The sequence below is a fragment of the Dielma fastidiosa genome (genome assembly GCF_003475485.1).
Lineage (GTDB): Bacteria > Bacillota_I > Bacilli_A > Erysipelotrichales > Erysipelotrichaceae > Dielma > Dielma fastidiosa.
Window position 1 is genome coordinate 64,330 of the sequence record NZ_QRQL01000001.1, and the last position, 21,348, is coordinate 85,677.

A 21,348-nucleotide genomic window follows, 5' to 3' on the forward strand; every position below is an offset into this window, starting at 1 on the left:
TTTTATAGCAGCCGTGTTAAGTCAAGCGGCTTCATTTCCTCTCCATTGAGCTTATCGATTACCTGAGCGGTAAGCTGAGAAGGGGTGGAAGCACCGCTGGTAACTGCCACAACGTCATCGTCATGAAAGGCTGATAAGTCAAGCTGAGAAGCATCATCAATCAGTATGACATGCGGAATGCCGTGATTGCGGCCGATTTCCGCAAGCCTTGTGGAATTGTTGCTTTGTTTATCGCCAACAACGATTAAGACATCTACATCCTGCAGCTCATGCACCGCCTGCTGGCGGATGCGGGTGGCATTACAGATTTCTTCACCGATCTCTGCCTGCGGATAAGCCTGCTTGATTTCTTGAAAAACAGCAAGTACGTCACTGGTACTCATCGTTGTCTGACAAGTGACAAAAAGCGGCGTTGCTAATGGCGGCAGGGGCTGATGCAGCTCAATCAGCTGAATGGTGGGACTGATGCTTAATACCGCTTCTGCTTCTGGATGCCCTTTTTTGCCAATATATGCTACATGCTTGCCGTCAGCCAGCGCGTTTTTAATTATGACCTGTGTTGAAAGCACATCCGGACAGCTGGCATCTACACAGATCAACCCTTTCGCAGCAGCTTTTTCTTTTACTTGCGAAGCAATGCCGTGAGCTGTAAAGAGGACAATGCCCTCGTCAATCTGATCCAGCAATTCAAGACGGCTTTTTGTTTTATCTTCGATTGTATCGATATTCAGGCATTTCAGCGCATCGACCACATATTGATTATGAACAAGCATGCCGAGTACGGTTATTTTTTTGTCAGGATGCTCAAGCCGGGTTTGTTTAGCAATTTGTATAGCCCGAACAACACCTTTGCAATAACCGCGCGGCTGTACTTTAATGATTTTCATGATTTCACCTCAGTACAATTCTACCATATTCTGTATCGGCCGTGAAATTATTTGAATTGATGTGGAGAAAAATTAAAAAATTGCCGATAAACAGCGGTTATGTTATAATTTTAAGGAAGTTTGGCAATTATTTTGAATCAGCGGCAAGCTGTGATTCAGAAATGGTTATAATAAATAGAGAGGATGATTTTATGAGTAAATTCAGCGATTATAATTTCAGCGCCGCAACTCAGCGCTTTTTAGAAATAAATCAGTTTACAGAACCAACGCCGATTCAGCAGCAGGTAATTCCATTAGTCATGAAGAATAAGGATGTTATTGGTATTTCAGATACAGGTACCGGTAAGACCCATGCATTTTTAATTCCTATATTAGAAAGAATCAATCCTGATTTGAATGAGGTACAGGCAGTGATTACCGCGCCAACCCGTGAGTTGGCAATGCAGCTGTATGTGCGTGCCCAGCAGATCAGCGAGGCATGTCCAAAGATTAACGTAAAGCTGATTTCCGGCGGTCTTGAGAAATCAAGAATGAGTGAACAGCTTAAGGTTCAGCCGCAGATCGTTATCGGTACACCAGGCAGAATCCGCGATTTGTTTTTGAATGAGCAGACGCTGCGGATTGAAAAGGCTTCAATTCTGGTTATTGATGAAGCGGATATGACACTTGAATTTGGCTTTTTAGAGGATATTGATGCGATTGCGGGCAGAATGCGCAAGGATTTACAGATGCTGAGCTTTTCAGCTACGATTCCACAGGGCTTAAGACCTTTTTTGAAAAAATACATGTCAAATCCAGTCACCGTTCAAATTGAAGATGAGCATAAGAGCTCACCAAAAATCGAACAAATTTTGATTCCATGCAAGCATTTAAGCTATGAGCAGAAACTGCTTGAAATCTTACCGGGCTTTACGCCTTATGTTTGTTTGATTTTTGCTAACACACGCTCACAGGCAGCGAGCTGCGCGGCTTTAATGCGTGAGAACGGTTATGATTTAATTGAACTGCATGGTGATTTGCAGCCGCGTGAACGCCGCTCAGCGATGAAAAATTTGATGAACCTTGATAAAACATATGTAGTAGCTACGGATATCGCAGCTCGCGGTATCGATGTTGAAGGAGTATCCCATGTTATCTCCTTAGGCTTTCCAAAGGAATTGGATTTCTTCATTCATCGCTCAGGCAGAACCGGCCGTGCGGGCCGTGACGGCACTTGCTTCTCTTTATATAAAAAAGAGGATGAGCCTCTCATCAAGCAGCTTCAGGTTAAGGGAATCGGTTTCAAAACTAAGAATTATAAAAATGGTGAATGGGTTGAATTAAAAACCTTTAATGCACCAAAGGTAAAAAAAGACAATCCGCTGGATAAAGAAATTGCGAAAGTAGTAAGCCGTAAAAAGGCAGCGGTGAAGCCTGGTTATAAGAAGAAACGCAAGGCGGAGGTAGAAAAGCTGAAACGCCGAGCCCATCGTGAGATGATCCAGCAGGACATCAAGCGTCAGCAAAAGGAGCGCGCTAAGAAGAAGCAGAAGGAGAGGAATGAAGAATGATCATCGGATCACACGTTTCGATGTCCGCGCCGGACTACATGCTTCAGGCCATTAAGGATACCATCAGCTATGATGCCAACGCCTGTATGATTTATACCGGTGCGCCCTCTAATTCACGGCGGGTAGAACTGTCCAAGTTTAAAATTGATGAAGCGAGGGAATTGATGGCAGAGCATGGCATTATGCCGGAGAACATCATCATACACGCGCCATATTTAATTAATCTGGCCAATACATTTAAACCGGAAACCTTTATGGGCGGTGTTGAATTCTTAGTTCGTGAAATTGAAAGAACACAAGCGATTGGCGCAAAAATTTTAGTGCTGCACCCCGGCAGTCATGTCAATGCCGGCACTGAGGCAGGAATAAAGAAAATTTGTGAGGGTCTTGATCAAGCGATGGAAAACATCGGTGATACAATGATTGCTTTGGAAACGATGGCCGGTAAGGGAAGTGAATGCGGCTGTGACTTTCATCAGTTAAAAGCAATTATTGATGGCTGCCGTTATAAGGATCATCTGGCTGTTTGCTTTGATACATGCCATGTTCATGATTCGGGCCGTGATCTCTCCAAATTTGACGAATTACTTGAAGAATTTGATGAAATCATCGGGCTGGACCGGCTGCGGGTAATTCATTTGAATGACTCTAAAAACAGCTGCGGAGCCCGCAAGGATCGTCATGAAAATATTGGTTATGGGAAGATCGGCTTTGATATTCTGAATATGATTGCCCACCACCCACGGCTTGAGCAGATACCTAAAATTTTAGAGACTCCTTATGTAGATGATCAGCCGCCTTATAAAGAAGAAATTAAAATGCTGAAACAAGGCGTATTTGACAGCCGCCTTTTAAATAAGCAGCAAGGATAAACAGAATCACTGACTGATAAGCAGTGATTTTTTTTATCTATTTGCTTTGAAATTTATATTGATTTAAACTTTACAAAAGAGAACATCAAAAGTGAGGAATATAATTATTCATTCGTTTAAGATAGGCATAGGAGGTAAGGTATGGAGTGGTTACAAAATCTAAACAAAGCCATTGATTATATAGAAAATAATTTGGATAAAGAAATATCTTATGATGAAGCCGCCCGCATCGCCTGCTGTTCAACCACTTATTTTCAGCGGATGTTTACATATGCAGTAGGAATTTCATTATCCGAATATATCCGTCGGCGCAAAATGACACAAGCCGCCTTTGACTTACAGACAACTAAATGTAAAGTGCTGGATATCGCTCTTAAGTATGGATATGCTTCACCCACTTCATTTAATAGGGCATTTCAGGCTGTGCATGGTGTTTCACCGGTTTCGCTCAGAAGAACAGGCAAGCCCTTAACCGCCTATTTACCGATTCGTTTTACGGTAACAGTCAGCGGCAAACAGCCTATGTCTTATCGTATTGAGGAAAAAAAGGCAATGCGGTTTGTCGGCATCCGCTTCCCATTGACGCAAAACATGGAAGAAAATCAGAACTTGGTGCCATTCTTTTGGGACAAATTATTAAAAAATGGTCAGATTAATAGCTTATATGATTTAACAAATGAACCATTTGGCATAGCGGGTATCACTCATAGTCTAAATGATCAGTTTTATTATAGTGTTGCAGCAGCCAGCAGCAAAGCTGTACCTATGGGAATGAATGTATTGGAAATTCCTGCCGCAGTATGGGTTGTCTTTGAATGTGACGGTCTTTTTAAAGAAGCAAGCCAAGCGATTTTCAGACGTTTTCTGACTGAATGGCTGCCATTTTCCGGCTATGCTTATGCGGAACTGCCGGATATTGAAATATATCCAATCAATCATGATATGTCTGAATCAGGTCATTTTGAAATATGGATAGCAATTAAAAAAGTAAAAAATTAATACATGATGGAGGCAAACTGATGGCAATTATTGAAACATATGATTTAGTTCAACGTTATAAAAATGGCAAACAGGCATTAAATGGTTTTAATATGTCGGTGGCAGAAGGTGAAATATTTTCTTTATTGGGGCCTAATGGAGCGGGTAAATCAACATTAATCAACATTCTAACCACTTATTTGAAACCGACTTCTGGGAAGATTTTAATACAAGGCATGGATCTTAACTGTCATGCGGATGAAGTTCGGTGCATAATTGCCTGTGTTGCTCAGCAGCTTTCAATTGATACGCATTTATCTTTAACTGATAATATGCTCTTCCAAAGCCAGCTTTATAAGATTCCTAAGCAAGCGGCCATAAAGCGAATGAATGAGCTTATCAACGCTTTTGATTTAGCGCCGTTTAAAGAATATGCAGTGTCCTCTTATTCCGGCGGTGTGAAACGCAGATTAGATGTTGCACTGAATATGATGTCAAATCCTAAAATTTTATTTTTAGATGAACCTACGGTGGGAATGGATGTCTGTTCACGAAGACAAATGTGGCAGATGATGAGAAAAATTAGAGATGAATTTAAAACTACGATCTTCCTTACCACCCATTATTTAGAAGAAGCTGAAAATTTAAGTGATACAATCTGCATCATGAAAGAAGGGAAAGCATTAATTCAGGATAGCCCACAGGCACTGCGCGCAGTTATTCATCAGGAATATCTGCAGATTCAATTTGATACCAAACAGACGGCCAATAAATATTTAAAACCCTTTAGGCAATGTTTCACAAATCAACATGCCATGTTAAATGATGCGGCGGTGATGCTTCATACCCAAAACAGCCATTTTGATATGGAAAAGGCACTCAGTTTGATACTGACACAAAAAATACCCTGTTTGGGTATTCAAATCGTACAGCCCAGTTTAGAAGATGTGTTTGTGCGTTTAACGGCTGAACAGGAGGCAGGGAAATGAGGGTATTCACTTTATTATACCGAAATGTTAAATGGCGGTTTCATAATGCTTTTACAATTATCATCACCCTGCTTCAGCCCTTGCTTTGGCTGATTCTTTACAGCAGTGCCGCAAAGCAGACGATGCAAAATACGGGCATTGATAATTATACGGCGTTTATTTTACCGGGTATCTTGATCTTGGTCAGCTTTGGCACTTGCAGCAGCAGCGGGATGATGAATTACTTGATGAAAAAGGACGGCAGTTTTTATCGGATATTAATTGCTCCGATGCATCGTGGAATCATAATATTAGGCCAGCTCTTGGAAGCGGTGTTATGTTCTTACCTTGAAGCAGTTGTCTTGTGTGTCATTGCCTTATGCTTATCCGTTAAGCTGCCGCTAAACTTGACAGTAATTGGCTGGGTACTTATTTTAATTGCTCTGACAGTCTTTTTTATGGCTGGCTTATGCTATGGCATCAGCATGATATTGCCTAATGAGGTAGTGTATGAGACGGTTATGAACGCGATTGTACTGCCGATATTCTTTCTCAGTTCCGCTTTATTTCCAGCAGCAGGAATGAACAATGCATTAGCTATTGCACTTAGCTGCAATCCCTTTACCTATGTGATTGATGCACTGCGCGCTTTAATCTTAAATGGCTGGATTGATCCGCATCAATTAGCAGCGGTTATTATCATGCTGATCTTGTTAAGCGGCATCAGTTTTAGTTTTGCTTATATGCAATTAAAAAAAGAAACAAATTAAAAGACCTGGTTAGGTCTTTTATTATTCTTCAATCATTTTCATTATTTCTTCTTTCAATCGCTGTACCATCATTGCGGTTGGCACTCGGTCAATAATTTCACCTTTTTTAATCAGCAAGCCTTCATCTTTACCGCCTGCAATGGCAATGTCTGCATGCTTTGCTTCACCGGGACCATTGACAGCACAGCCCATGATTGCAACTGTAATATCTTTGTTTAAACCTAGGACAAAGGGTTCCATTTCGTTCACTACAGATTGGATATCATAGCTTGTGCGGCCGCATGTCGGACACGCAATCAGATTTGGAACAGCATCGATTAAATGAAGACTGCGAAGTAATTGCCGGCAAACAACGATTTCATCGACAGGATCGCCGTTAATGCTGATTCGGATTGTATCACCGATGCCTTCATGGAGCAGAATACCTAAGGCAGCACTTGATTTAATGGAGCTGGTGAGCTTAGTACCCGCTTCTGTAACACCTAAATGCAGCGGGTAGGGAAAGACCTCAGAGGCCTTTTCATAGACTTCTACACACAGGCTTACATCACTTGATTTAAAGGATAGACAGATATCATAGAAGCCAAGATCTTCAAGAATTTTGACATGGCGTCGCGCACTTTCAATCATCCCTTCGGCAGTTGGACGGCCGTATTTTTCATGAATATCTTTTTCTAATGAACCGCTGTTGATGCCAATGCGGATTGGTACATTATATTCACGGCAGACATTAACAACCTCAACAACATTTTCCCGTTTGCCGATGTTGCCGGGGTTTAAGCGGATTTTATCTATGCCGGCCTTTACAGCGGCAATAGCGATCCGATAGTCAAAATGGATATCGGCGACTAAAGGGATATGCACCTGTTTTTTTATTTCCGTGATTGCCGCGGCGTCTTCCTCATCGATGACCGCCATGCGCACAAGCTCACAGCCAGCTCTTTCTAAAGCAAGAATCTGTTTGACTGTGGCATCTATATCTTTTGTCCGTGTTGAGCACATGGACTGAATGATTACTTTTTGCTGACCGCCGATCTGCAGACTGCCTACATGGATCGGGCGGGTTTCTGTTCTTTTCATGTTTTTCACCTCGCTGATATTATAGCATGAAAGATGTTCAGAATGGCAAAATTGTATTATAATAGATAACGGAGGACGTTTATGTTAAAAAATCCTTTTAGAGAAATTGATAACAAAAATCGTAAAAACAGCAGTGATTTATTGAAGAAAACGGCTGATTTCAATAAGATTGTCAATCAGCGGATGAAAGTCATGATCATTGTTGTATTATGTTTTTTTATTGCCATCGGCGTTAAGCTGTTTAATGTGCAGATACTGGAAAATGAAGATTATATTGTTAAGTTGGAGGCCTTTACCCGCAAACAGCAGGTAGTGACACCGCCGCGCGGTGAAATGGTAGACCGCAACGGCAATGTGCTTGTCAGCAATAAGGAATCATTGAATATTACATATTATCCGCCTTCTAATGTTTCTTCTTATTCAGAATCAAAATGGGCCTTAGCAAAACAATTCGCCCAAGTATTTCAGATTAAGGAAGATACGATTACGGAACGCGACTGGAAAGATTTTTATTTAGTTGCTGCCGATAATTATGGTAATGATTTGCTGACTGAGGAAGAATTGGATAAGGCACTGCGTGGTGAATTAACGACCAATGAGGTGTATCGCATCAAAATCAATCGGGTAACGCAGGCGGATATTGACCGCATCTGTTTAGAGGAATTAACCGAGGCTCAAAAGAATGCCGGTTATCTCAGCAATGCGGATAAGCGTATTGCTTGGCCGGTGATGATTTTAATGGAAAAAGCGACCAGTCAGGACAGCTCGGTAATTGTTGAGAATGCTTCTAAAGAAGATGTCGCTTATCTGGTTGAGCATAAGGAAGAATTTCCGGGCTTTGATGTGACTGCCGACTGGATTCGCAATTACGAATATGGTTCGACTTTGCGGGATGTTTTAGGCAGTGTATCGACCCGCGGCCTTGATGAAATCAGTAAGGATTACTATTTGGCTCAGGGTTATGCGTTGAATGAACGGGTTGGCAGCAGCGGTCTTGAACTGCAGTATGAGGACTATCTGCGTGGTACAAGAACGGTACAGGATATCAGTTATGATGAAGAAAGCGGTATTGCTATTTTTTCACCGTCAACAGTTGGCCGCAAGGGCTATAATCTGAAGCTGACCGTTGATATCGAGCTTCAGCAAAAGGTTGATGAAATCCTTCAGCGTGTCTTAGAGCGTGAAAAGGATAATGAATATCGTAAGAATTTCAAACAGGCGTTTGTGATTTTAATGAATCCGCAAAATGGTGAAATCATTACAATGAATGGTCAGCAGCGTAATGATGATGGTACTTTTACCCCTTATGCCAGCGGTAATTATCTGGAAGCACGGCAATCCGGATCAGTCGTTAAATTGGCTACAATGTATATGGGTTTGAATGAAGGTGTTGTTCAGCCTAATGAAATTATCGTCGATGCGCCGATGGTATTTGGCAGCGGTGCGTCAAGACTGGTGAAACAGTCAGCCGAGAATAAGGGAGCAATCAACGATATTACAGCGATTGCGAAATCTAGTAACGTTTATATGTTCCATATCGCGATTCGTTTGGCCGGTGGTGTTTATGTGCCGAATGCACCGCTTTATCTGCCGAATATGACGGCATATGATATTTTCAGAAAGTATTACCAGATGTTTGGCTTAGGCCTTGAAACCGGAGTAGACATTCCATATGAATCTATTGGTTATGTTTCGACAGCTCGAGAACAGGGAACGCTATTAGACTTTGCAATCGGACAGTATGATACATATACACCGCTGCAGCTGATTCAGTATGTCGCAACAGTCGGCAACGGCGGCTATCGAGTTCAGCCGCATTTCTTAAAAGAAGTTTATGAGATAAATTCTGATGAATCTGTGATTTATCAGTATGATACCAATGTGCTGAATACGGTGAGCGGCAATCTTGATTATCTTGAACGTGTAAAACAGGGAATGCGTGAGTGCGTCAGCTCGACCTTCTGCGGCAGCGGGTTTAAAAATTTAAATAAAGATATTGCGGCTAAAACCGGAACTGCTGAAATAAGTACAACGGCGATCAGAACAAATTCGGCTGTAATTGGTTTCGCACCAAGTAATAACCCGACAATTTCATTTGTTTGTTCGGCACCGGATTCAAATAATGACCGTTCACAGATCAATATCTGTTTGGAAATCATGAATGATGTGCTTACTGAATACTATAAAACGTATGAATAGGGGAAAAAGTTTAAATTTCTCTAGACAAAATAAGGTATAGCATTTACAATATTTTTATGTTATAATTTTATAGCCATTATCAAGGAGGGAAACCATGAGAGACAGAATTACATTCAAATGTTCAGAATGTGGTGAAGAGAACTACATCGGAACACGTAATAAACGTAAAAATCCTGAACGTATGACAATCAGCAAATATTGTCCGCGTTGCAACAAGAAAACTGCACATAAGGAGAAAAAATAAGAGAAGCCCGTTTGCGGCTTTTTTTATTCGTGAAGAAGATGAAAAAGATAGAACGTTTTGTAGTAAGTGCTTATCAAACAAATTGTTATGTCCTCTATCAAGATCAGGAAGCACTGATTGTTGATCCAGGCGCGCGGGCTGAACGAATGATTGCTTCGATTGACGAAAAGCAGGCTTCTGTCAGCGGGATTGTGTTGACTCATGGACATCTGGACCATATCGGCGCGGTTGATGATTTAGCGGCGCATTATGGCTGTCCTGTCTACATCAGTGAGGCAGACATACCTTTGCTTACCAATCCCAGATTGAATGAATCTGCCGGCGGCCGGGAAATCATAATTAAAACCAAGCCAAGAGCGATTCCTTATGGAAAGGCAAGCATCGGCAGTTTTAATGTTGAGTTTATTGATGCGCCAGGCCATACTGCTGGCTGTGTGATGATGCTTTGGAATGAAAATCTTTTTGCCGGTGATGTGCTTTTTAAAGGCAGTATCGGCCGCACAGATCTAGCTACCGGATCTAATTCACAGATGGTCAATACTTTGAATGAAATAAAGAAAATGAGCGTTGATTATCAAGTGTTTCCAGGCCATGGAGATGCAACGACACTTTTTGAAGAATTTGCTCATAATCCATATTTAAATTAAATCGATGAACCAGTAATGGAGCTAACTTAGCAGCATCTAAGTTGGCTCCATTTTGTTATAAGAAAATAAAAATAACTTAGTGTTTTTATATTTCAATGCATATATACAAGGTGAGGTGAGAGGATGAAGGAGAGGCTTGAAAATCTGATTCGTGAAGCACAAAAGCATAGTGCTACCGATATCCATTTCACGATCCGCGATCAGCAGGTTAAAATTGCCATGCGTTCAATCCGCGGTTTTATCGACATTGAAGGTGATGGTTATGATCTGGCTTTATTTAACTTTATTAAATATCAGGCAAATCTTGATTTGGGGAATCTCAGTGTGCCGCAGTCCGGTAATTTTGAAATGATGATCAATGGCAAAAGGCTGTATTTTCGTTTCTCAATGCTGGCGACCTTGCAGGTGCAGACCGCTGTTTTGCGGCTGCTGAATAATCATGAAGTGATAACTATTGATGATTTAAGCATTCGCAAAGAGCAGACGCGGACGTTTTATAACTGGACACATTTGAGAAGCGGAATGATTCTAGTCACTGGACCCACTGGCAGCGGCAAGACAACGACGTTAAATGCGATTCTTGAAGAAATTGCGCTGAATAAGCAGTTAAAGGTAATAACGCTTGAGGATCCAATTGAGATTGTTTCTCCTAATTATCTGCAGCTGCAAATTAACGAGCGGCTGAATCTGACTTATGAGGAGGGCATCAAGCAGCTTTTGAGACATGATCCTGATGTTGTGATGATTGGTGAAATCCGCGACAGTGAGACGGCTAAAATGGCTTTTCGCTGCGCGTTAAGCGGTCATTTAGTTTTTTCTACGATGCACTGCAAATGCGCGAGTGAAGCCATAAAACGATTGTGTGAGTTTGGTTTAGAGAAGCATGAGCTGCTTGATACATTAAGCGCTATTACGAATCAGCGGCTGTTTGTAAGCAAAAAAAGAAAGGGTAGGATCTGTCTCTATGAAATATTGGAAAAACAGCCGCTGCGAAGATGGATCGAGGAGGATCAGCCAAGCCGCGAGCATATCGATATTTTTAAAGAAATCAAGAGAGCTGCTGAGGAAGGAATTATCTATAAAAAAGACGCTAAAGCCGACCTCTACGATTTCGATGAATCAGTTTGTCCAGTTAGCCAGCCTGCTTGAGAAGGGATATCCATTGGCCCATTCGTTATTGATTGTTGATGAAAATCTGCAGCCGGTCGTTGATCAGCTGGAACAGGGCATCAGCTTTTACGATTGTGTACTGGCAAAGGGAAAGGGTGCTTTTTATCAGCACTGCAGATTTTTTCTTGAGCTGTCAACACTGCCTAAGGCAATTATGAATGCCGCATCACTGGTTGAGAAACAGCAGGCGATAAAAAGGCTTTGGCTTAAGGAAACCAGTTATCCGCTGTTTATTCTTTGTTTTGCGCTGATCACCTTGTTTGTTTTCACAACCGCAGTATTTCCACAGCTGACCCTGACTTTTTCGGAAGCTGAAAATCTCAATCAATTAAGGCTTATGATTACTTTTATGAAGGGGGTGACCTATGGGCTGCTTATCCTGCTGATTATTGTACCGCTATTATGTATCATTTGTTATCTAAAGCCTGATTACCGTTCACTCCTCTGCCGCTTTCCGCTCTTTCTTGAACTTATATCCTATGTCATTGCTTCTGATATGCTTTCTTTGATTCACTGCGGCTGTTCCACCAAGGAAATGTTTACTTATCTGCATCATTTGCGCAAACAAGGTCTTAGCGCTGATGCGAGCAATGCGTTATTTAACGCTTTGCAGGCGGGTGAGTCCTTTGAAGATACCGTTACTTCCTCTATGTATTTGTCAGCGCGGTTTAAATATTTTTTTAAATGTGGCTTGCACACTCAGCAGCTGTCATCATGTTTGGATGATTATCTGCTTTTTCAGCAGCAGCGGTGGATCAGACAAATCAAGCTAGTATGTATCGGGATTCAGTGCTTTTCATATGGTTTTATTGCTTTAATTGTTGTGTTGATTTACCAAATCATGCTGCTGCCGCTTGAAATGATTGGCAGCTTTTAAAGGAGGCGTTATGAAAAAGGACGGTTTTACGGTATTAGAAATGATTTTAGTATTATCTGTTATCTCATTGATCTTTCTCATTACCTTACCTAATATTCAGCAAAAGGAGCAGATCATTCGCAAAAAGGGCTGTGAAGCATTGGTTGAGGTCGTTAATTCACAGATTTTGCTTTATGAGATTGATACATTGGAGACACCTGTCAGCATCCAGCAGTTAATTGACGGCAAATATTTAAAAGAGAGTCAGCGCCGCTGTCCCGATGGCAAAATGATTGAAATCAGTGAAGGAGAGGCATATGTTCAATAAAGGCTATACTTTACTTGAAGTATTATTTGTGGTTTCAACATTTGCTATGCTGCTTCTGCTTTTCCCTTTTGTCAGACCGCCGGCCTCGCTGACTTCTGATACCCGCAGATTTATGGCTAAGCTGGAAGCTGCCCAGCTGGATGCGATTTTGAATCAGCATTCTAACAGTATTACCCTAAGTACGCATCAGCTCTGTTTTAATGAGGTGTGTGAAGCTTTGCCGGCCTCGCGAAGTGTTGATGAGGGTAAAATTGAATTTAATGCTGCAGGTAATGTAAATCACGCCGGAACTTACTGCTTTCATGAAGGGAATCAATGCCGATGTATCATTATTCAGCTAGGCAGCGGGCGGATGGCGCTTGAATAAGAAAGGCTTTATGCTAGCGGAAAGTCTGCTGCTGTTTGCCGGGGCAGTGCTGCTTTGTGTGATGATTCTTTCATCCCTTGCCGCTGAGCATCATTTCCAGCAATTAAAGAATCAATTTGATTTCAAAAGTGAGGATGAACGGCTTGAAGCCTTATATGAATAAAGGATTTACCAGTATTGAGGTACTGCTGAGCCTATGGATCATATCCTTTTCAATGATGCTTTTGGCTGCGGTTATGCCGATGCTGCAAAGCTTGATTCAGAAAGATGATTTTATTCAGGATCAAATCGGACTGCGTCAGCTTCGGCATATCCTTTTGCTCAGTGAGGCTGTCAGTGCGGTTGACGATACTCTAAGCGGCATGCTGTACAATGAGGAATACACATTGATCTTTGACCGTCAGCGCTTAGTTAAGACACCGGGCTATGAAATCATGCTTATGGATCTTTCAGCAATGAATTTTATCACTAAAGGAGAGTGCATCTATCTACAATATCAAAAGAATAATGAATCTAAAATCAATGAACGCTGGCTCACCTGTGAACAGCCGGGGATGGATTTCACTTTATTCCCTGATGATGCTGCAGCTGATGATCTCATTGATCCTGCTGATGAGTACCAGAATCAAGACAGCGATGCTGTTGTTTCAGAGTGATTCGTTAAGCGAGCGGCTGGAAACCGTCGTGATTATGAAGGTTAAAAGTGATTATCTGAACTATGCTGAATCTGATATTGATTTTGAATATGAGGGAATTCCCATATCCATTGTCTATGATAAAATGCAGGCGAGAGTCAGCGTTTATTATCCTGACAAAACTGTTGGATATTTGATAACCTTTAACGATCTTGATGAATGTATCATGAATTTTGAATATCTTAATTAAAAACAGCAAAACTAACTATGGGGTGAATTATGCGAAATGCCATTGTCAGTTTTGCTTTTTATATGATTATGATTCTGCTTTGTATCGTTTTTCAGTTTGTCGATCAAAATGCTTGGATCTTTGCCTTTTTCTTTGCCGCTTACACATTCCTGCTTTCACCAAGCTATCAGGCCAGCTGTAAGCCGATCGAATGGAAAGACTTTCTTTTTGCCTTGCTTTTTACTGCTTTCTGCGCCGCATTTTGGTGGTTTAATAAAGTTGAATTCAATTTGGATAATCTATGGGTAATTTATACCGTTAATTTTATTGCATCAGTGAATCTGGGCTGTTCACACCGATATAAAATATTGATTTAACACCTATCCTTAAGCCATCTGAAAAATAAGATATTTAAGGCTAAATACTAAAAAAAAGCCCTATTTATCGAATATAATTGACAAATCTATAAATTTATATAAAATATAAGGGTGAACTATTGAAAGGCGGTCGTAGAATGATTATTGTTAATGATTTAAAACCAGGTATTACTATCGAATACGAAAATAATATTTATGTTGTGTTGGACATCTCTCACAACAAAACTGCAATGCGTCAAATGATTGTAAAGGCTAAAGCTAAAAACTTAAGAACAGGAACAATTATTGATTTATCTTTTACTGGCGGTGACAAAGTAGAGCAGGCTCGTATTGACAAGCGTGAAATGCAGTATCTGTATGATGATGGAACAAACTGCATCTTCATGGATAATGAAACTTATGAACAATTAGAAATTCCAATGGAAAAACTGACTTGGGAATTAAATTTCATTAAGCCGAATTCAAATGTAAATATTTCAATGTATGAAGGAGAAGTATTAGGTGTTATTCTTCCGGATAAGGTTGAATTACAGATCGTAGAAGCTGAACCAGCCGTTAAGGGTGATACAGCAACTTCAGCAACTAAGAATGCGAAACTGGAAACTGGTTTGGAAATTCGTGTACCGCTTTTCATCAACAATGAAGAAATGATCGTTGTTAATACTGCGGACGGCAAATATTCAGGCAGAGCGTAAGTAAAGGGCAGATAGAACTGATGTTTTATCTGCTTTTCTTATGATTTGACAAGATTTATAAGTAGTGTTATGCTATATACAGCAAAAACTTCAGGGTAGGGTGCAAGTCCCAACCGGCGGTATACCCCGCGAGCCTTTGGGCATGAATCGGTGCAATTCCGATGGCGACAGTAAAGTCTGGATGAAAGAAGTTGATTAAGCTTTTAATCGGTTCCCTAAAGGTTTTGTTGGAACCTTTTTTTATTGTAAAAAAGGTATGACGAGGAGGAAAAAATATGTCATCAACAGAATCAGGTTTAAAAAAGAATTATCTTAATATCAATATGATCGCTAAAATTGCCGTCATGGGGGCGCTGGCCGGCGCGTTAATGTTTTTTGAATTTCCGCTGCCTTTTCTGCCGCCTTTCTACAAGATTGATTTCTCAGAGGTAGCGGTGCTGATCAGCGGTTTTGCACTAGGACCGCTGGCAGCGGTGCTGGTAGAATTTATCAAAATTGTGGTACATCTGCTGATTAAAGGAACGACTACGCTTTTTGTCGGTGAGCTTGCCAACTTTTTGATCGGCTGTTCCTTTGTTGTGCCGGCTGCCTTAATTTATAAATATCATAAAAATAAGCGTTCAGCGCTTTATGGCATGGTAATCGGTACACTATCAATGATGCTGTTTGGTGCTTTAGTCAATGCCTTCATACTGCTGCCTGTCTATGCTTGGGCTTATCAGATGCCGATGGACGCGCTGATTGCGATGGGATCAGAATTAAACGCCAACATCACGGGTATCTTTACCTTTGTGATCTTTGCGACAACACCGCTGAACCTGATTAAAGGGGCTGCCTGTACCGTAATTGTTTCATTGATCTATAAACGTGTCTCTCTGTTATTAAAAAAATAAGCGGTTTTGCTAAATTAGATGAAAAGTGCTCCTGTTTTTGGTATAATATTAAAAGTCAGGAGGCTTTTTTTATGGAAAAATTATCTCGGGTAAAAAAATATGAACAATTACGAAAAGAAATCGAGACTGAACCTGCAGAAGAAATTAAAAGTGACCAACTTTCACAATATGCAAATCGTCTGAATGAATTTGATCCTGTCTTATTCAAAAAGATGGAAGTTAAAGAGGAAGTTCATGTGCCGGTAAGAGAAAAGAAGGAAACGCTGGCGGATACATCGACGGATCTTTTTAATACGGATTCATTTAAGAATGAATATATGGATGATATTATCAGAGATGTTAAAGAATACAATCTTAAGCGCGGTTTAATGGAAAGCGATAATACGCAGATTGATATCCTTCACCAGCTGAATCGGCCGGCGGTAAGACGCAGAGAAGATTACATAAAAGAACTGAATGATGATCCGATCAGCCAGCCGCAGCCAGTTGTTGAATCAGAAACGGCATCTCAGTCAAAGCAGGAGATTGCTAAACAGATTCAGGAATTGCTGCATGAAAGCGAGACGCTGCCAGTTCAAGGGATGAGTGTGAAACGAGTTGAAATTGAGAAGCAGGAAACCACACCGGCGATGATTCAGCAGGACGCCACCCATGAATATACGATGATGAACCGCATGAATGAAGATTTTCAGCGCAAAATAACTGAAGAGACGCAGCAGATTCGGGTGCAGCTGGACGAATATGAAGAAGAAATTACAGGACTGAATAAGGGTATCAATAAAACACATAAGCTGTTGAATATGATTATGCTGCTGCTGGTGCTGGCATTTGTTATCATCGTCGGCATCAGTGTGTTCTGGGTACTGCAGTCAATGGGGAAAATCTAATGAAAAGAAATATTGCTATTGATGGGCCGAGTGCGGCTGGTAAAAGCACAATTGCGCGCTTATGCGCCAAAGAGCTTGGTTATAAACATTTAGATACCGGGGCAATGTATCGCTGTGTCGGCTATTTATCTAAATTAAAAGGTATTGCTGTTGATGATGAATTGGCTTTAGCTGATATGATGGATCAAATGAAATTGGATGTTGATTCAGCGGGTCATATTTATCTCAACAATCAAGAGGTCTCATCAGAAATCAGAACCAATGAAATGTCGATGCGGGCTTCTGATGTATCTAAATTGAAAATGGTGCGGGAACGGTTAGTTACCCTGCAGCAGCAAATTGCATCCGCAGGCGGTTATGTGCTTGATGGGCGCGATATCGGAACGGTGGTATTGCCGGATGCGATGCTTAAGATTTTTTTGGTAGCATCGGTCAAAGCGCGTGCGCAGCGACGCATTAAAGAATATATAGAAAAAAACATTCCATTTGATGAACAGGAAGTAATCCGTGATATTGAGGTGCGTGATTATCAGGATACACATCGTGAAAATTCACCTTTAAAGAAAGCGGCAGATGCCATTGAAATTGATACTTCAGACATGAGTATTGAAGAGGTGATTGATGAAATCAGAGGCTTACTGAAAACCAAATCGAATGAGGAGGGTTAAACATGATCTATGGAATAACAGCAATTGTCGGACGTCCTAATGTTGGTAAGTCGACAGTATTTAACCGAATTATCGGCGAGCGGAAATCAATTGTCGAGGATACACCGGGGGTTACCCGCGACCGTATTTATGGCAAGGCAGAATGGCTCACAAAAGAATTCAGAGTTATTGATACCGGCGGTATTCAGATTGAAAATCAGCCGTTCAAAGAAGAAATTGAAATGCAGGTTGAAATCGCAATTGAAGAAGCGGATTCAATAGTTTTTGTTGTAAATGGCCGAGATGGTCTGACGAAGGATGATGAATATATTGCCAAGATGCTTCGTAAATCACAGAAGCCGGTGATTCTTGTTGTCAATAAGATTGATGATCTGCAATTTATGGATGCAATCTATGAATTCTATGCTTTGGGACTTGGTGATCCAATCGCATTGTCAGGTACGCATGGCATCGGTATTGGTGATATGCTTGATAAAATTGTCGAGTCTTTCCCTAAGAATATCCGCAATGAATATGAAGGCATGACGCGCTTCTGTCTGATTGGCCGTCCTAATGTCGGTAAATCATCATTGGTTAATGCGATTTTGAATCAGGATCGAGTTATCGTTTCAAATGTTGAAGGTACAACTCGAGATGCCATCGATACACCTTTTAAGCGGGAAGGCAAGGAATATGTCGTTGTTGATACAGCGGGTATCCGCAAACGCGGCAAGGTTTATGAAAATGTAGAAAAATACTCTGTGATGCGGGCCATGAGCGCCATTGAGCGTTGTGATGTCGTATTGGTAGTCATTGACGGCGAGAGCGGTATCCGCGATCAGGATAAGCATGTGGCTGGCTATGCGCATGAAGCCGGTAAGGGTGTAATACTTATCTATAATAAGTGGGATACGGTTGATAAGGATGAAAACTCAACTGTCAGTATCGAAAAGAAACTGCGCAATGAGTTTGTCTATCTGAGTTATGCGCCGATTCTGTTTGTATCAGCACTCACTAAACAGCGGATTCATCAAATTCTGCCGCTGATTGATATGGTACATGATTATTCATTGCTGAGAATTCAGACGAATGTGTTAAATGAAGTCATCTTAGATGCTCAATTAATGACGCCGCCGCCAACACACAACGGTAAGCGTCTGCGTATCTATTATTGTTCACAGGTTGCGGTAGCACCGCCGACCTTTGTACTCTTTGTTAATGATCCTGAGCTTCTGCATTTCAGCTATAAACGCTTTTTAGAAAATAAGCTGCGTGAGGCATTTGATTTCACTGGTACGACATTAAGAATCATCGCCAGAGAAAAAACGCAATAGGAGAAGATAAAATGAAAACTGTTGTAATTGGCAGCGGCAGCTGGGGAACCGCTCTGGCTCAGGTGCTCGTTGATAATGGACAAGATTGTATCATTTGGGGTAAAAATCATGAGGAAGTCAATGAGATTCAAAATGAACATACAATAAAGAAATTCTTTCCTGATGTGCAGTTGAATCCACAGCTTCAGGCGACGGCTGATCTCAGCGTAGTTAAAGATGCGGATGTTGTGCTTTTATCAGTACCTTCAATTGCGATTGAGGAAGTATGCCAAAGTATTCTGCCTTATTTAACTAAGAAAATCATTGTTGTCAATACCGCCAAAGGTTTTCATCCGGGCAACAACGATCGTATGTCAAATGTTATTCGTGACTGTATTCCATCAGATAAGCTGAGCAGTGTAGTTTCACTGATTGGCCCAAGTCATGCGGAGGAGGTTGTACTGCGAATGCTGACAACGATCTGCGCGGTTTCATTAAATGAAGCTGACGCTATGACGATTCAGCACCTGTTCTCAAACAATTACTTCCGGGTTTACCGCGGTAATGATGAGCTTGGCTCGGAGCTTGGTGTAGCGGTTAAAAATGCGATTGCTTTAGCGAGCGGTGTATTGGCAGGTCTTGGTTATGGCGATAATACGAAGGCAGCGCTGATTACCCGCGGCTTAGCTGAAATGATTCGCTTTGGTACTGCAATGGGCGGCCGTCAGGAAACGTTTATGGGATTGACCGGCATTGGTGATTTAGTTGTTACTTGTACAAGCGTACATTCCCGTAATTTTCAAGCGGGTTATCAGATAGGCAAGGCGGATGATGCGCAAGTCTTCTGGCAGAACAATACGAAAACGGTTGAAGGGGTGCGCACCGCTAAGGTTTTGTATGAACTGAAGGAGCAGCATCAGATTGATATGCCGATCGTTGATGAGATTTATAAAGTGTTGTATGAAGGTAAAAAACCATCGGTTTCAGCCCGTGATTTAATGCTGCGTGAATTAAAAGCAGAACTTTAAAAATTAAAAAATACGCGTCATGCGTATTTTTTAATTTACCTATTTGGTATATGATTTAAAATCATTGATAAATTCATCAATGACATGATTTGGACAAGCCCAGGATGTTACAAAGCGCAGCGCTGTGGTTTCATCATTTATTTTTTCCTGAACCTGAAATGCGTATTTCTCACTGATCTTATCGGCGAGTGAATTCGGCAGAATCGGGAATAGCTGATTCGTCGGGGAATCGGCATAAAATTCAAAACCGGCATCCTTGATGACTTTGACCATTCGCTGTGCGCATTCGTTTGCTTGCTTGGCTAATGAATAAAACAAATCATTTTCAAAGAGCGTTTTAAATTGAAGACCTAAAAGGAAGCCTTTAGCCAGCATACCGCCGCGCTGTTTGATATTATAGCGAAATTCCTTTTTAATTTGTTCATGATTAATCACCACAGCTTCACCGAACAGCGCGCCGTTCTTTGTGCCGCCAATATAGAATACATCACAAAGCCTTGCGATATCAGCAAGCGTCAGATCGTTGCCTTCGGCTGTTAAAGCACTGCCCAGCCGCGCGCCATCCATAAACAGATATAAATCCAGTTCCTTGCAGATTTGGTGAAGGGCAGTTAATTCTTCCTTATAATATATGGTTCCCAGCTCCGTCGCATTAGAAATATAAACCATTTTAGGTTTGACCATATGCTCATCCGCATGAAAATCAACAATCTTCTGTATCATGGCCGGTGTTAATTTGCCGTCCTTTGCATAAGCTGTACATACCTTATGTCCGCATGCTTCAATAGATCCTGTTTCATGAACGTTGATATGTCCGCTCTCACAGGCAATCACCGCTTCATAGGGCCGCAGGGCAGCGGCTATCACGGTAAGATTGGCTTGCGTACCGCCGACTAGGAAATGCACATCAGCCAGCTGGGCATCGCATTCCTTGCGGATTAAAGCACGTGCCTGCTCACAGATTTCATCCATTCCATAACCGATTTTCTGATTTAAATTCTCGTCGTTCATCGCTTTTAATATCGAGGGATGCGCCCCTTCACTGTAATCATTTCTAAAACTGTACATCATATCTACCTCCGTCATTTTAACTATTATAATCCTCTTTTCTTATTTCATCAATATTGAAGATTTGCACTTAACAGAAAAAAAAGGTAAACTATAACTTGGAGGAATAGCTATGAAAAATAACACTGAAGAATTATATCAATGGGGAGAGGACATGCTGACTTTTCATTTACCGCGCTGGCATGAACTGCCCTCTATTGATTTATATATGGATCAACTGATTTCTCTGATTGAACGTTATCTGGCACCCTTAAGCATTCCCGATGAGAAGATCATCACCCCAGCCATGGTAAATAATTATGTAAAGATGAAACTGATTCCTTCACCGCAGAAAAAACGATACAACCGTGTCCATCTCGCTTATCTGATCGTTATTTCTACGTTTAAACAAGTATTTTCACTTTCTGATATCAAAACAGCAATTACGATGCAAACCGTTGTGATGAGTGAAAAGGATTCCTATAATCTGTTCTGTGAGGAGCAGGAACAAGCCTTGCAGATGATGCTTTCCCTAATTCTGAAGGGCGGTGCGCTGAATAGTATTGATCCAGTAGTTATGAGTGCGATACCGATGAAGTTTGCAGCTTTAGCTTTTGCGAATAAAGTGCTGGTACAAAAAGTAATTCACATTCAGCCGGAAAATGAAATAAAATAAAGATT

The 21,348-nt window shown here is 41.2% G+C and carries 25 protein-coding genes and 1 riboswitch; of the genes, 22 read left to right on the forward strand and 3 right to left on the reverse strand.

All coding sequences use genetic code 11. The annotated features are described in order from the left end of the window. Positions 1-2 precede the first annotated feature (2 nt). A complete protein-coding gene (ispH, locus tag DWZ33_RS00365) occupies positions 3-887 on the reverse strand; it encodes a 4-hydroxy-3-methylbut-2-enyl diphosphate reductase (RefSeq protein ID WP_118453417.1) in 885 nt (294 codons plus the stop codon). Positions 888-1,078: 191 nt separating this feature from the next. Here ispH and DWZ33_RS00370 point away from each other — a divergent pair, with 191 nt between their 5' ends. From DWZ33_RS00370 to DWZ33_RS00390, 5 genes are all read left to right on the forward strand, one after another. Further along, a complete protein-coding gene (locus DWZ33_RS00370) occupies positions 1,079-2,437 on the forward strand; it encodes a DEAD/DEAH box helicase (RefSeq protein ID WP_118453931.1) in 1,359 nt (452 codons plus the stop codon). Continuing rightward, a complete protein-coding gene (locus DWZ33_RS00375) occupies positions 2,434-3,309 on the forward strand; it encodes a deoxyribonuclease IV (RefSeq protein WP_118453419.1) in 876 nt (291 codons plus the stop codon). Before DWZ33_RS00370 ends, DWZ33_RS00375 begins: the two co-directional genes overlap by 4 nt. Positions 3,310-3,450: 141 nt before the next feature. After that, entirely contained in the window at positions 3,451-4,308 is an 858-nt protein-coding gene (locus DWZ33_RS00380) for an AraC family transcriptional regulator (RefSeq protein ID WP_118453421.1), read from the forward strand. Between the two features lie 20 nt (positions 4,309-4,328). After that, a complete protein-coding gene (locus DWZ33_RS00385) occupies positions 4,329-5,276 on the forward strand; it encodes an ABC transporter ATP-binding protein (RefSeq protein ID WP_118453423.1) in 948 nt (315 codons plus the stop codon). Next, entirely contained in the window at positions 5,273-6,025 is a 753-nt protein-coding gene (locus tag DWZ33_RS00390; RefSeq protein WP_118453425.1) for an ABC transporter permease, read from the forward strand. The genes DWZ33_RS00385 and DWZ33_RS00390 overlap by 4 nt, the downstream gene beginning before the upstream one ends. 21 nt (positions 6,026-6,046) lie before the next feature. Here the strand turns inward: DWZ33_RS00390 and ispG are convergent, their stop codons facing one another. Beyond that, the gene (gene ispG, locus DWZ33_RS00395) at positions 6,047-7,114 is read right to left on the reverse strand and encodes a flavodoxin-dependent (E)-4-hydroxy-3-methylbut-2-enyl-diphosphate synthase (RefSeq protein ID WP_276330521.1); all 1,068 of its coding nucleotides are present in this window, start codon (positions 7,112-7,114) and stop codon (positions 6,047-6,049) included. 72 nt (positions 7,115-7,186) lie between these two features. On the opposite strand from ispG, the gene DWZ33_RS00400 reads away from it, so the two are divergent. From DWZ33_RS00400 to DWZ33_RS00475, 16 genes are all read left to right on the forward strand, one after another. Continuing rightward, complete coding sequence (locus DWZ33_RS00400) at positions 7,187-9,304, forward strand: peptidoglycan D,D-transpeptidase FtsI family protein (RefSeq protein ID WP_118453429.1); 2,118 nt, start codon at positions 7,187-7,189, stop codon at positions 9,302-9,304. 94 nt (positions 9,305-9,398) lie between these two features. Continuing rightward, positions 9,399-9,548 carry a 50S ribosomal protein L33 gene (rpmG, locus tag DWZ33_RS00405; protein WP_022939641.1) on the forward strand — a complete coding sequence of 50 codons (150 nt, stop codon included), beginning with the start codon at positions 9,399-9,401 and terminating at the stop codon, positions 9,546-9,548. A gap of 38 nt (positions 9,549-9,586) precedes the next feature. Then, positions 9,587-10,195, forward strand: coding sequence for an MBL fold metallo-hydrolase (locus DWZ33_RS00410; RefSeq protein ID WP_118453932.1), 609 nt, complete (start codon positions 9,587-9,589; stop codon positions 10,193-10,195). A gap of 123 nt (positions 10,196-10,318) precedes the next feature. Continuing rightward, a complete protein-coding gene (locus DWZ33_RS00415) occupies positions 10,319-11,344 on the forward strand; it encodes an ATPase, T2SS/T4P/T4SS family (protein ID WP_022939639.1) in 1,026 nt (341 codons plus the stop codon). 908 nt (positions 11,345-12,252) lie between these two features. Next, a complete protein-coding gene (gene comGC, locus DWZ33_RS00425; RefSeq protein WP_022939637.1) occupies positions 12,253-12,549 on the forward strand; it encodes a competence type IV pilus major pilin ComGC in 297 nt (98 codons plus the stop codon). Then, positions 12,539-12,916 (forward strand): hypothetical protein, encoded by a 378-nt coding sequence (locus DWZ33_RS00430; RefSeq protein WP_118453432.1) that lies wholly within the window; start codon positions 12,539-12,541, stop codon positions 12,914-12,916. Before comGC ends, DWZ33_RS00430 begins: the two co-directional genes overlap by 11 nt. Continuing rightward, positions 12,909-13,079, forward strand: coding sequence for a hypothetical protein (locus DWZ33_RS17905; protein ID WP_022939635.1), 171 nt, complete (start codon positions 12,909-12,911; stop codon positions 13,077-13,079). The genes DWZ33_RS00430 and DWZ33_RS17905 overlap by 8 nt, the downstream gene beginning before the upstream one ends. Further along, complete coding sequence (locus tag DWZ33_RS00435; RefSeq protein WP_147352860.1) at positions 13,072-13,572, forward strand: hypothetical protein; 501 nt, start codon at positions 13,072-13,074, stop codon at positions 13,570-13,572. Before DWZ33_RS17905 ends, DWZ33_RS00435 begins: the two co-directional genes overlap by 8 nt. Further along, positions 13,529-13,801, forward strand: a complete 273-nt coding sequence (locus tag DWZ33_RS00440) for a hypothetical protein (protein ID WP_147352861.1) — start codon at positions 13,529-13,531, stop codon at positions 13,799-13,801. Before DWZ33_RS00435 ends, DWZ33_RS00440 begins: the two co-directional genes overlap by 44 nt. A 29-nt stretch (positions 13,802-13,830) precedes the next feature. Continuing rightward, complete coding sequence (locus DWZ33_RS00445; protein WP_022939632.1) at positions 13,831-14,157, forward strand: hypothetical protein; 327 nt, start codon at positions 13,831-13,833, stop codon at positions 14,155-14,157. Between the two features lie 137 nt (positions 14,158-14,294). Beyond that, positions 14,295-14,852 carry an elongation factor P gene (efp, locus tag DWZ33_RS00450; protein ID WP_022939631.1) on the forward strand — a complete coding sequence of 186 codons (558 nt, stop codon included), beginning with the start codon at positions 14,295-14,297 and terminating at the stop codon, positions 14,850-14,852. A gap of 82 nt (positions 14,853-14,934) precedes the next feature. Next, a riboswitch (FMN riboswitch) is annotated at positions 14,935-15,049 on the forward strand. Between the two features lie 78 nt (positions 15,050-15,127). Further along, entirely contained in the window at positions 15,128-15,745 is a 618-nt protein-coding gene (locus DWZ33_RS00455; protein ID WP_118453435.1) for an ECF transporter S component, read from the forward strand. Between the two features lie 71 nt (positions 15,746-15,816). Next, a complete protein-coding gene (locus DWZ33_RS00460) occupies positions 15,817-16,632 on the forward strand; it encodes a hypothetical protein (protein ID WP_022939629.1) in 816 nt (271 codons plus the stop codon). Then, complete coding sequence (gene cmk / locus DWZ33_RS00465) at positions 16,632-17,300, forward strand: (d)CMP kinase (protein ID WP_022939628.1); 669 nt, start codon at positions 16,632-16,634, stop codon at positions 17,298-17,300. The genes DWZ33_RS00460 and cmk overlap by 1 nt, the downstream gene beginning before the upstream one ends. Before the next feature lie 2 nt (positions 17,301-17,302). Further along, positions 17,303-18,613: a ribosome biogenesis GTPase Der gene (gene der / locus DWZ33_RS00470; RefSeq protein ID WP_022939627.1), complete on the forward strand. Its 1,311-nt coding sequence runs from the start codon at positions 17,303-17,305 to the stop codon at positions 18,611-18,613. A gap of 11 nt (positions 18,614-18,624) precedes the next feature. Next, the gene (locus DWZ33_RS00475) at positions 18,625-19,620 is read left to right on the forward strand and encodes an NAD(P)H-dependent glycerol-3-phosphate dehydrogenase (RefSeq protein WP_022939626.1); all 996 of its coding nucleotides are present in this window, start codon (positions 18,625-18,627) and stop codon (positions 19,618-19,620) included. A gap of 39 nt (positions 19,621-19,659) precedes the next feature. On the opposite strand, the gene DWZ33_RS00480 is transcribed toward DWZ33_RS00475, so the two are convergent. Then, a complete protein-coding gene (locus tag DWZ33_RS00480) occupies positions 19,660-20,688 on the reverse strand; it encodes a threonine aldolase family protein (protein ID WP_118453436.1) in 1,029 nt (342 codons plus the stop codon). A gap of 112 nt (positions 20,689-20,800) precedes the next feature. On the opposite strand from DWZ33_RS00480, the gene DWZ33_RS00485 reads away from it, so the two are divergent. Next, entirely contained in the window at positions 20,801-21,343 is a 543-nt protein-coding gene (locus tag DWZ33_RS00485; RefSeq protein ID WP_022939624.1) for a DUF1836 domain-containing protein, read from the forward strand. Positions 21,344-21,348 lie beyond the last annotated feature (5 nt).

Excerpts from the sequence above, each read along its gene's own strand:
- ispH (WP_118453417.1), bottom strand. The coding sequence starts at position 887 with ATGAAAATCATTAAAGTACAGCCGCGCGGTTATTGCAAAGGTGTTGTT.
- DWZ33_RS00370 (WP_118453931.1), top strand. The coding sequence starts at position 1,079 with ATGAGTAAATTCAGCGATTATAATTTCAGCGCCGCAACTCAGCGCTTT.
- DWZ33_RS00375 (WP_118453419.1), top strand. The coding sequence starts at position 2,434 with ATGATCATCGGATCACACGTTTCGATGTCCGCGCCGGACTACATGCTT.
- DWZ33_RS00380 (WP_118453421.1), top strand. The coding sequence starts at position 3,451 with ATGGAGTGGTTACAAAATCTAAACAAAGCCATTGATTATATAGAAAAT.
- DWZ33_RS00385 (WP_118453423.1), top strand. The coding sequence starts at position 4,329 with ATGGCAATTATTGAAACATATGATTTAGTTCAACGTTATAAAAATGGC.
- DWZ33_RS00390 (WP_118453425.1), top strand. The coding sequence starts at position 5,273 with ATGAGGGTATTCACTTTATTATACCGAAATGTTAAATGGCGGTTTCAT.
- DWZ33_RS00400 (WP_118453429.1), top strand. The coding sequence starts at position 7,187 with ATGTTAAAAAATCCTTTTAGAGAAATTGATAACAAAAATCGTAAAAAC.
- rpmG (WP_022939641.1), top strand. The coding sequence starts at position 9,399 with ATGAGAGACAGAATTACATTCAAATGTTCAGAATGTGGTGAAGAGAAC.
- DWZ33_RS00410 (WP_118453932.1), top strand. The coding sequence starts at position 9,587 with ATGAAAAAGATAGAACGTTTTGTAGTAAGTGCTTATCAAACAAATTGT.
- DWZ33_RS00415 (WP_022939639.1), top strand. The coding sequence starts at position 10,319 with ATGAAGGAGAGGCTTGAAAATCTGATTCGTGAAGCACAAAAGCATAGT.
- comGC (WP_022939637.1), top strand. The coding sequence starts at position 12,253 with ATGAAAAAGGACGGTTTTACGGTATTAGAAATGATTTTAGTATTATCT.
- DWZ33_RS00430 (WP_118453432.1), top strand. The coding sequence starts at position 12,539 with ATGTTCAATAAAGGCTATACTTTACTTGAAGTATTATTTGTGGTTTCA.
- DWZ33_RS00435 (WP_147352860.1), top strand. The coding sequence starts at position 13,072 with ATGAATAAAGGATTTACCAGTATTGAGGTACTGCTGAGCCTATGGATC.
- DWZ33_RS00440 (WP_147352861.1), top strand. The coding sequence starts at position 13,529 with ATGAGTACCAGAATCAAGACAGCGATGCTGTTGTTTCAGAGTGATTCG.
- DWZ33_RS00445 (WP_022939632.1), top strand. The coding sequence starts at position 13,831 with ATGCGAAATGCCATTGTCAGTTTTGCTTTTTATATGATTATGATTCTG.
- efp (WP_022939631.1), top strand. The coding sequence starts at position 14,295 with ATGATTATTGTTAATGATTTAAAACCAGGTATTACTATCGAATACGAA.
- DWZ33_RS00455 (WP_118453435.1), top strand. The coding sequence starts at position 15,128 with ATGTCATCAACAGAATCAGGTTTAAAAAAGAATTATCTTAATATCAAT.
- DWZ33_RS00460 (WP_022939629.1), top strand. The coding sequence starts at position 15,817 with ATGGAAAAATTATCTCGGGTAAAAAAATATGAACAATTACGAAAAGAA.
- cmk (WP_022939628.1), top strand. The coding sequence starts at position 16,632 with ATGAAAAGAAATATTGCTATTGATGGGCCGAGTGCGGCTGGTAAAAGC.
- der (WP_022939627.1), top strand. The coding sequence starts at position 17,303 with ATGATCTATGGAATAACAGCAATTGTCGGACGTCCTAATGTTGGTAAG.
- DWZ33_RS00475 (WP_022939626.1), top strand. The coding sequence starts at position 18,625 with ATGAAAACTGTTGTAATTGGCAGCGGCAGCTGGGGAACCGCTCTGGCT.
- DWZ33_RS00480 (WP_118453436.1), bottom strand. The coding sequence starts at position 20,688 with ATGTACAGTTTTAGAAATGATTACAGTGAAGGGGCGCATCCCTCGATA.
- DWZ33_RS00485 (WP_022939624.1), top strand. The coding sequence starts at position 20,801 with ATGAAAAATAACACTGAAGAATTATATCAATGGGGAGAGGACATGCTG.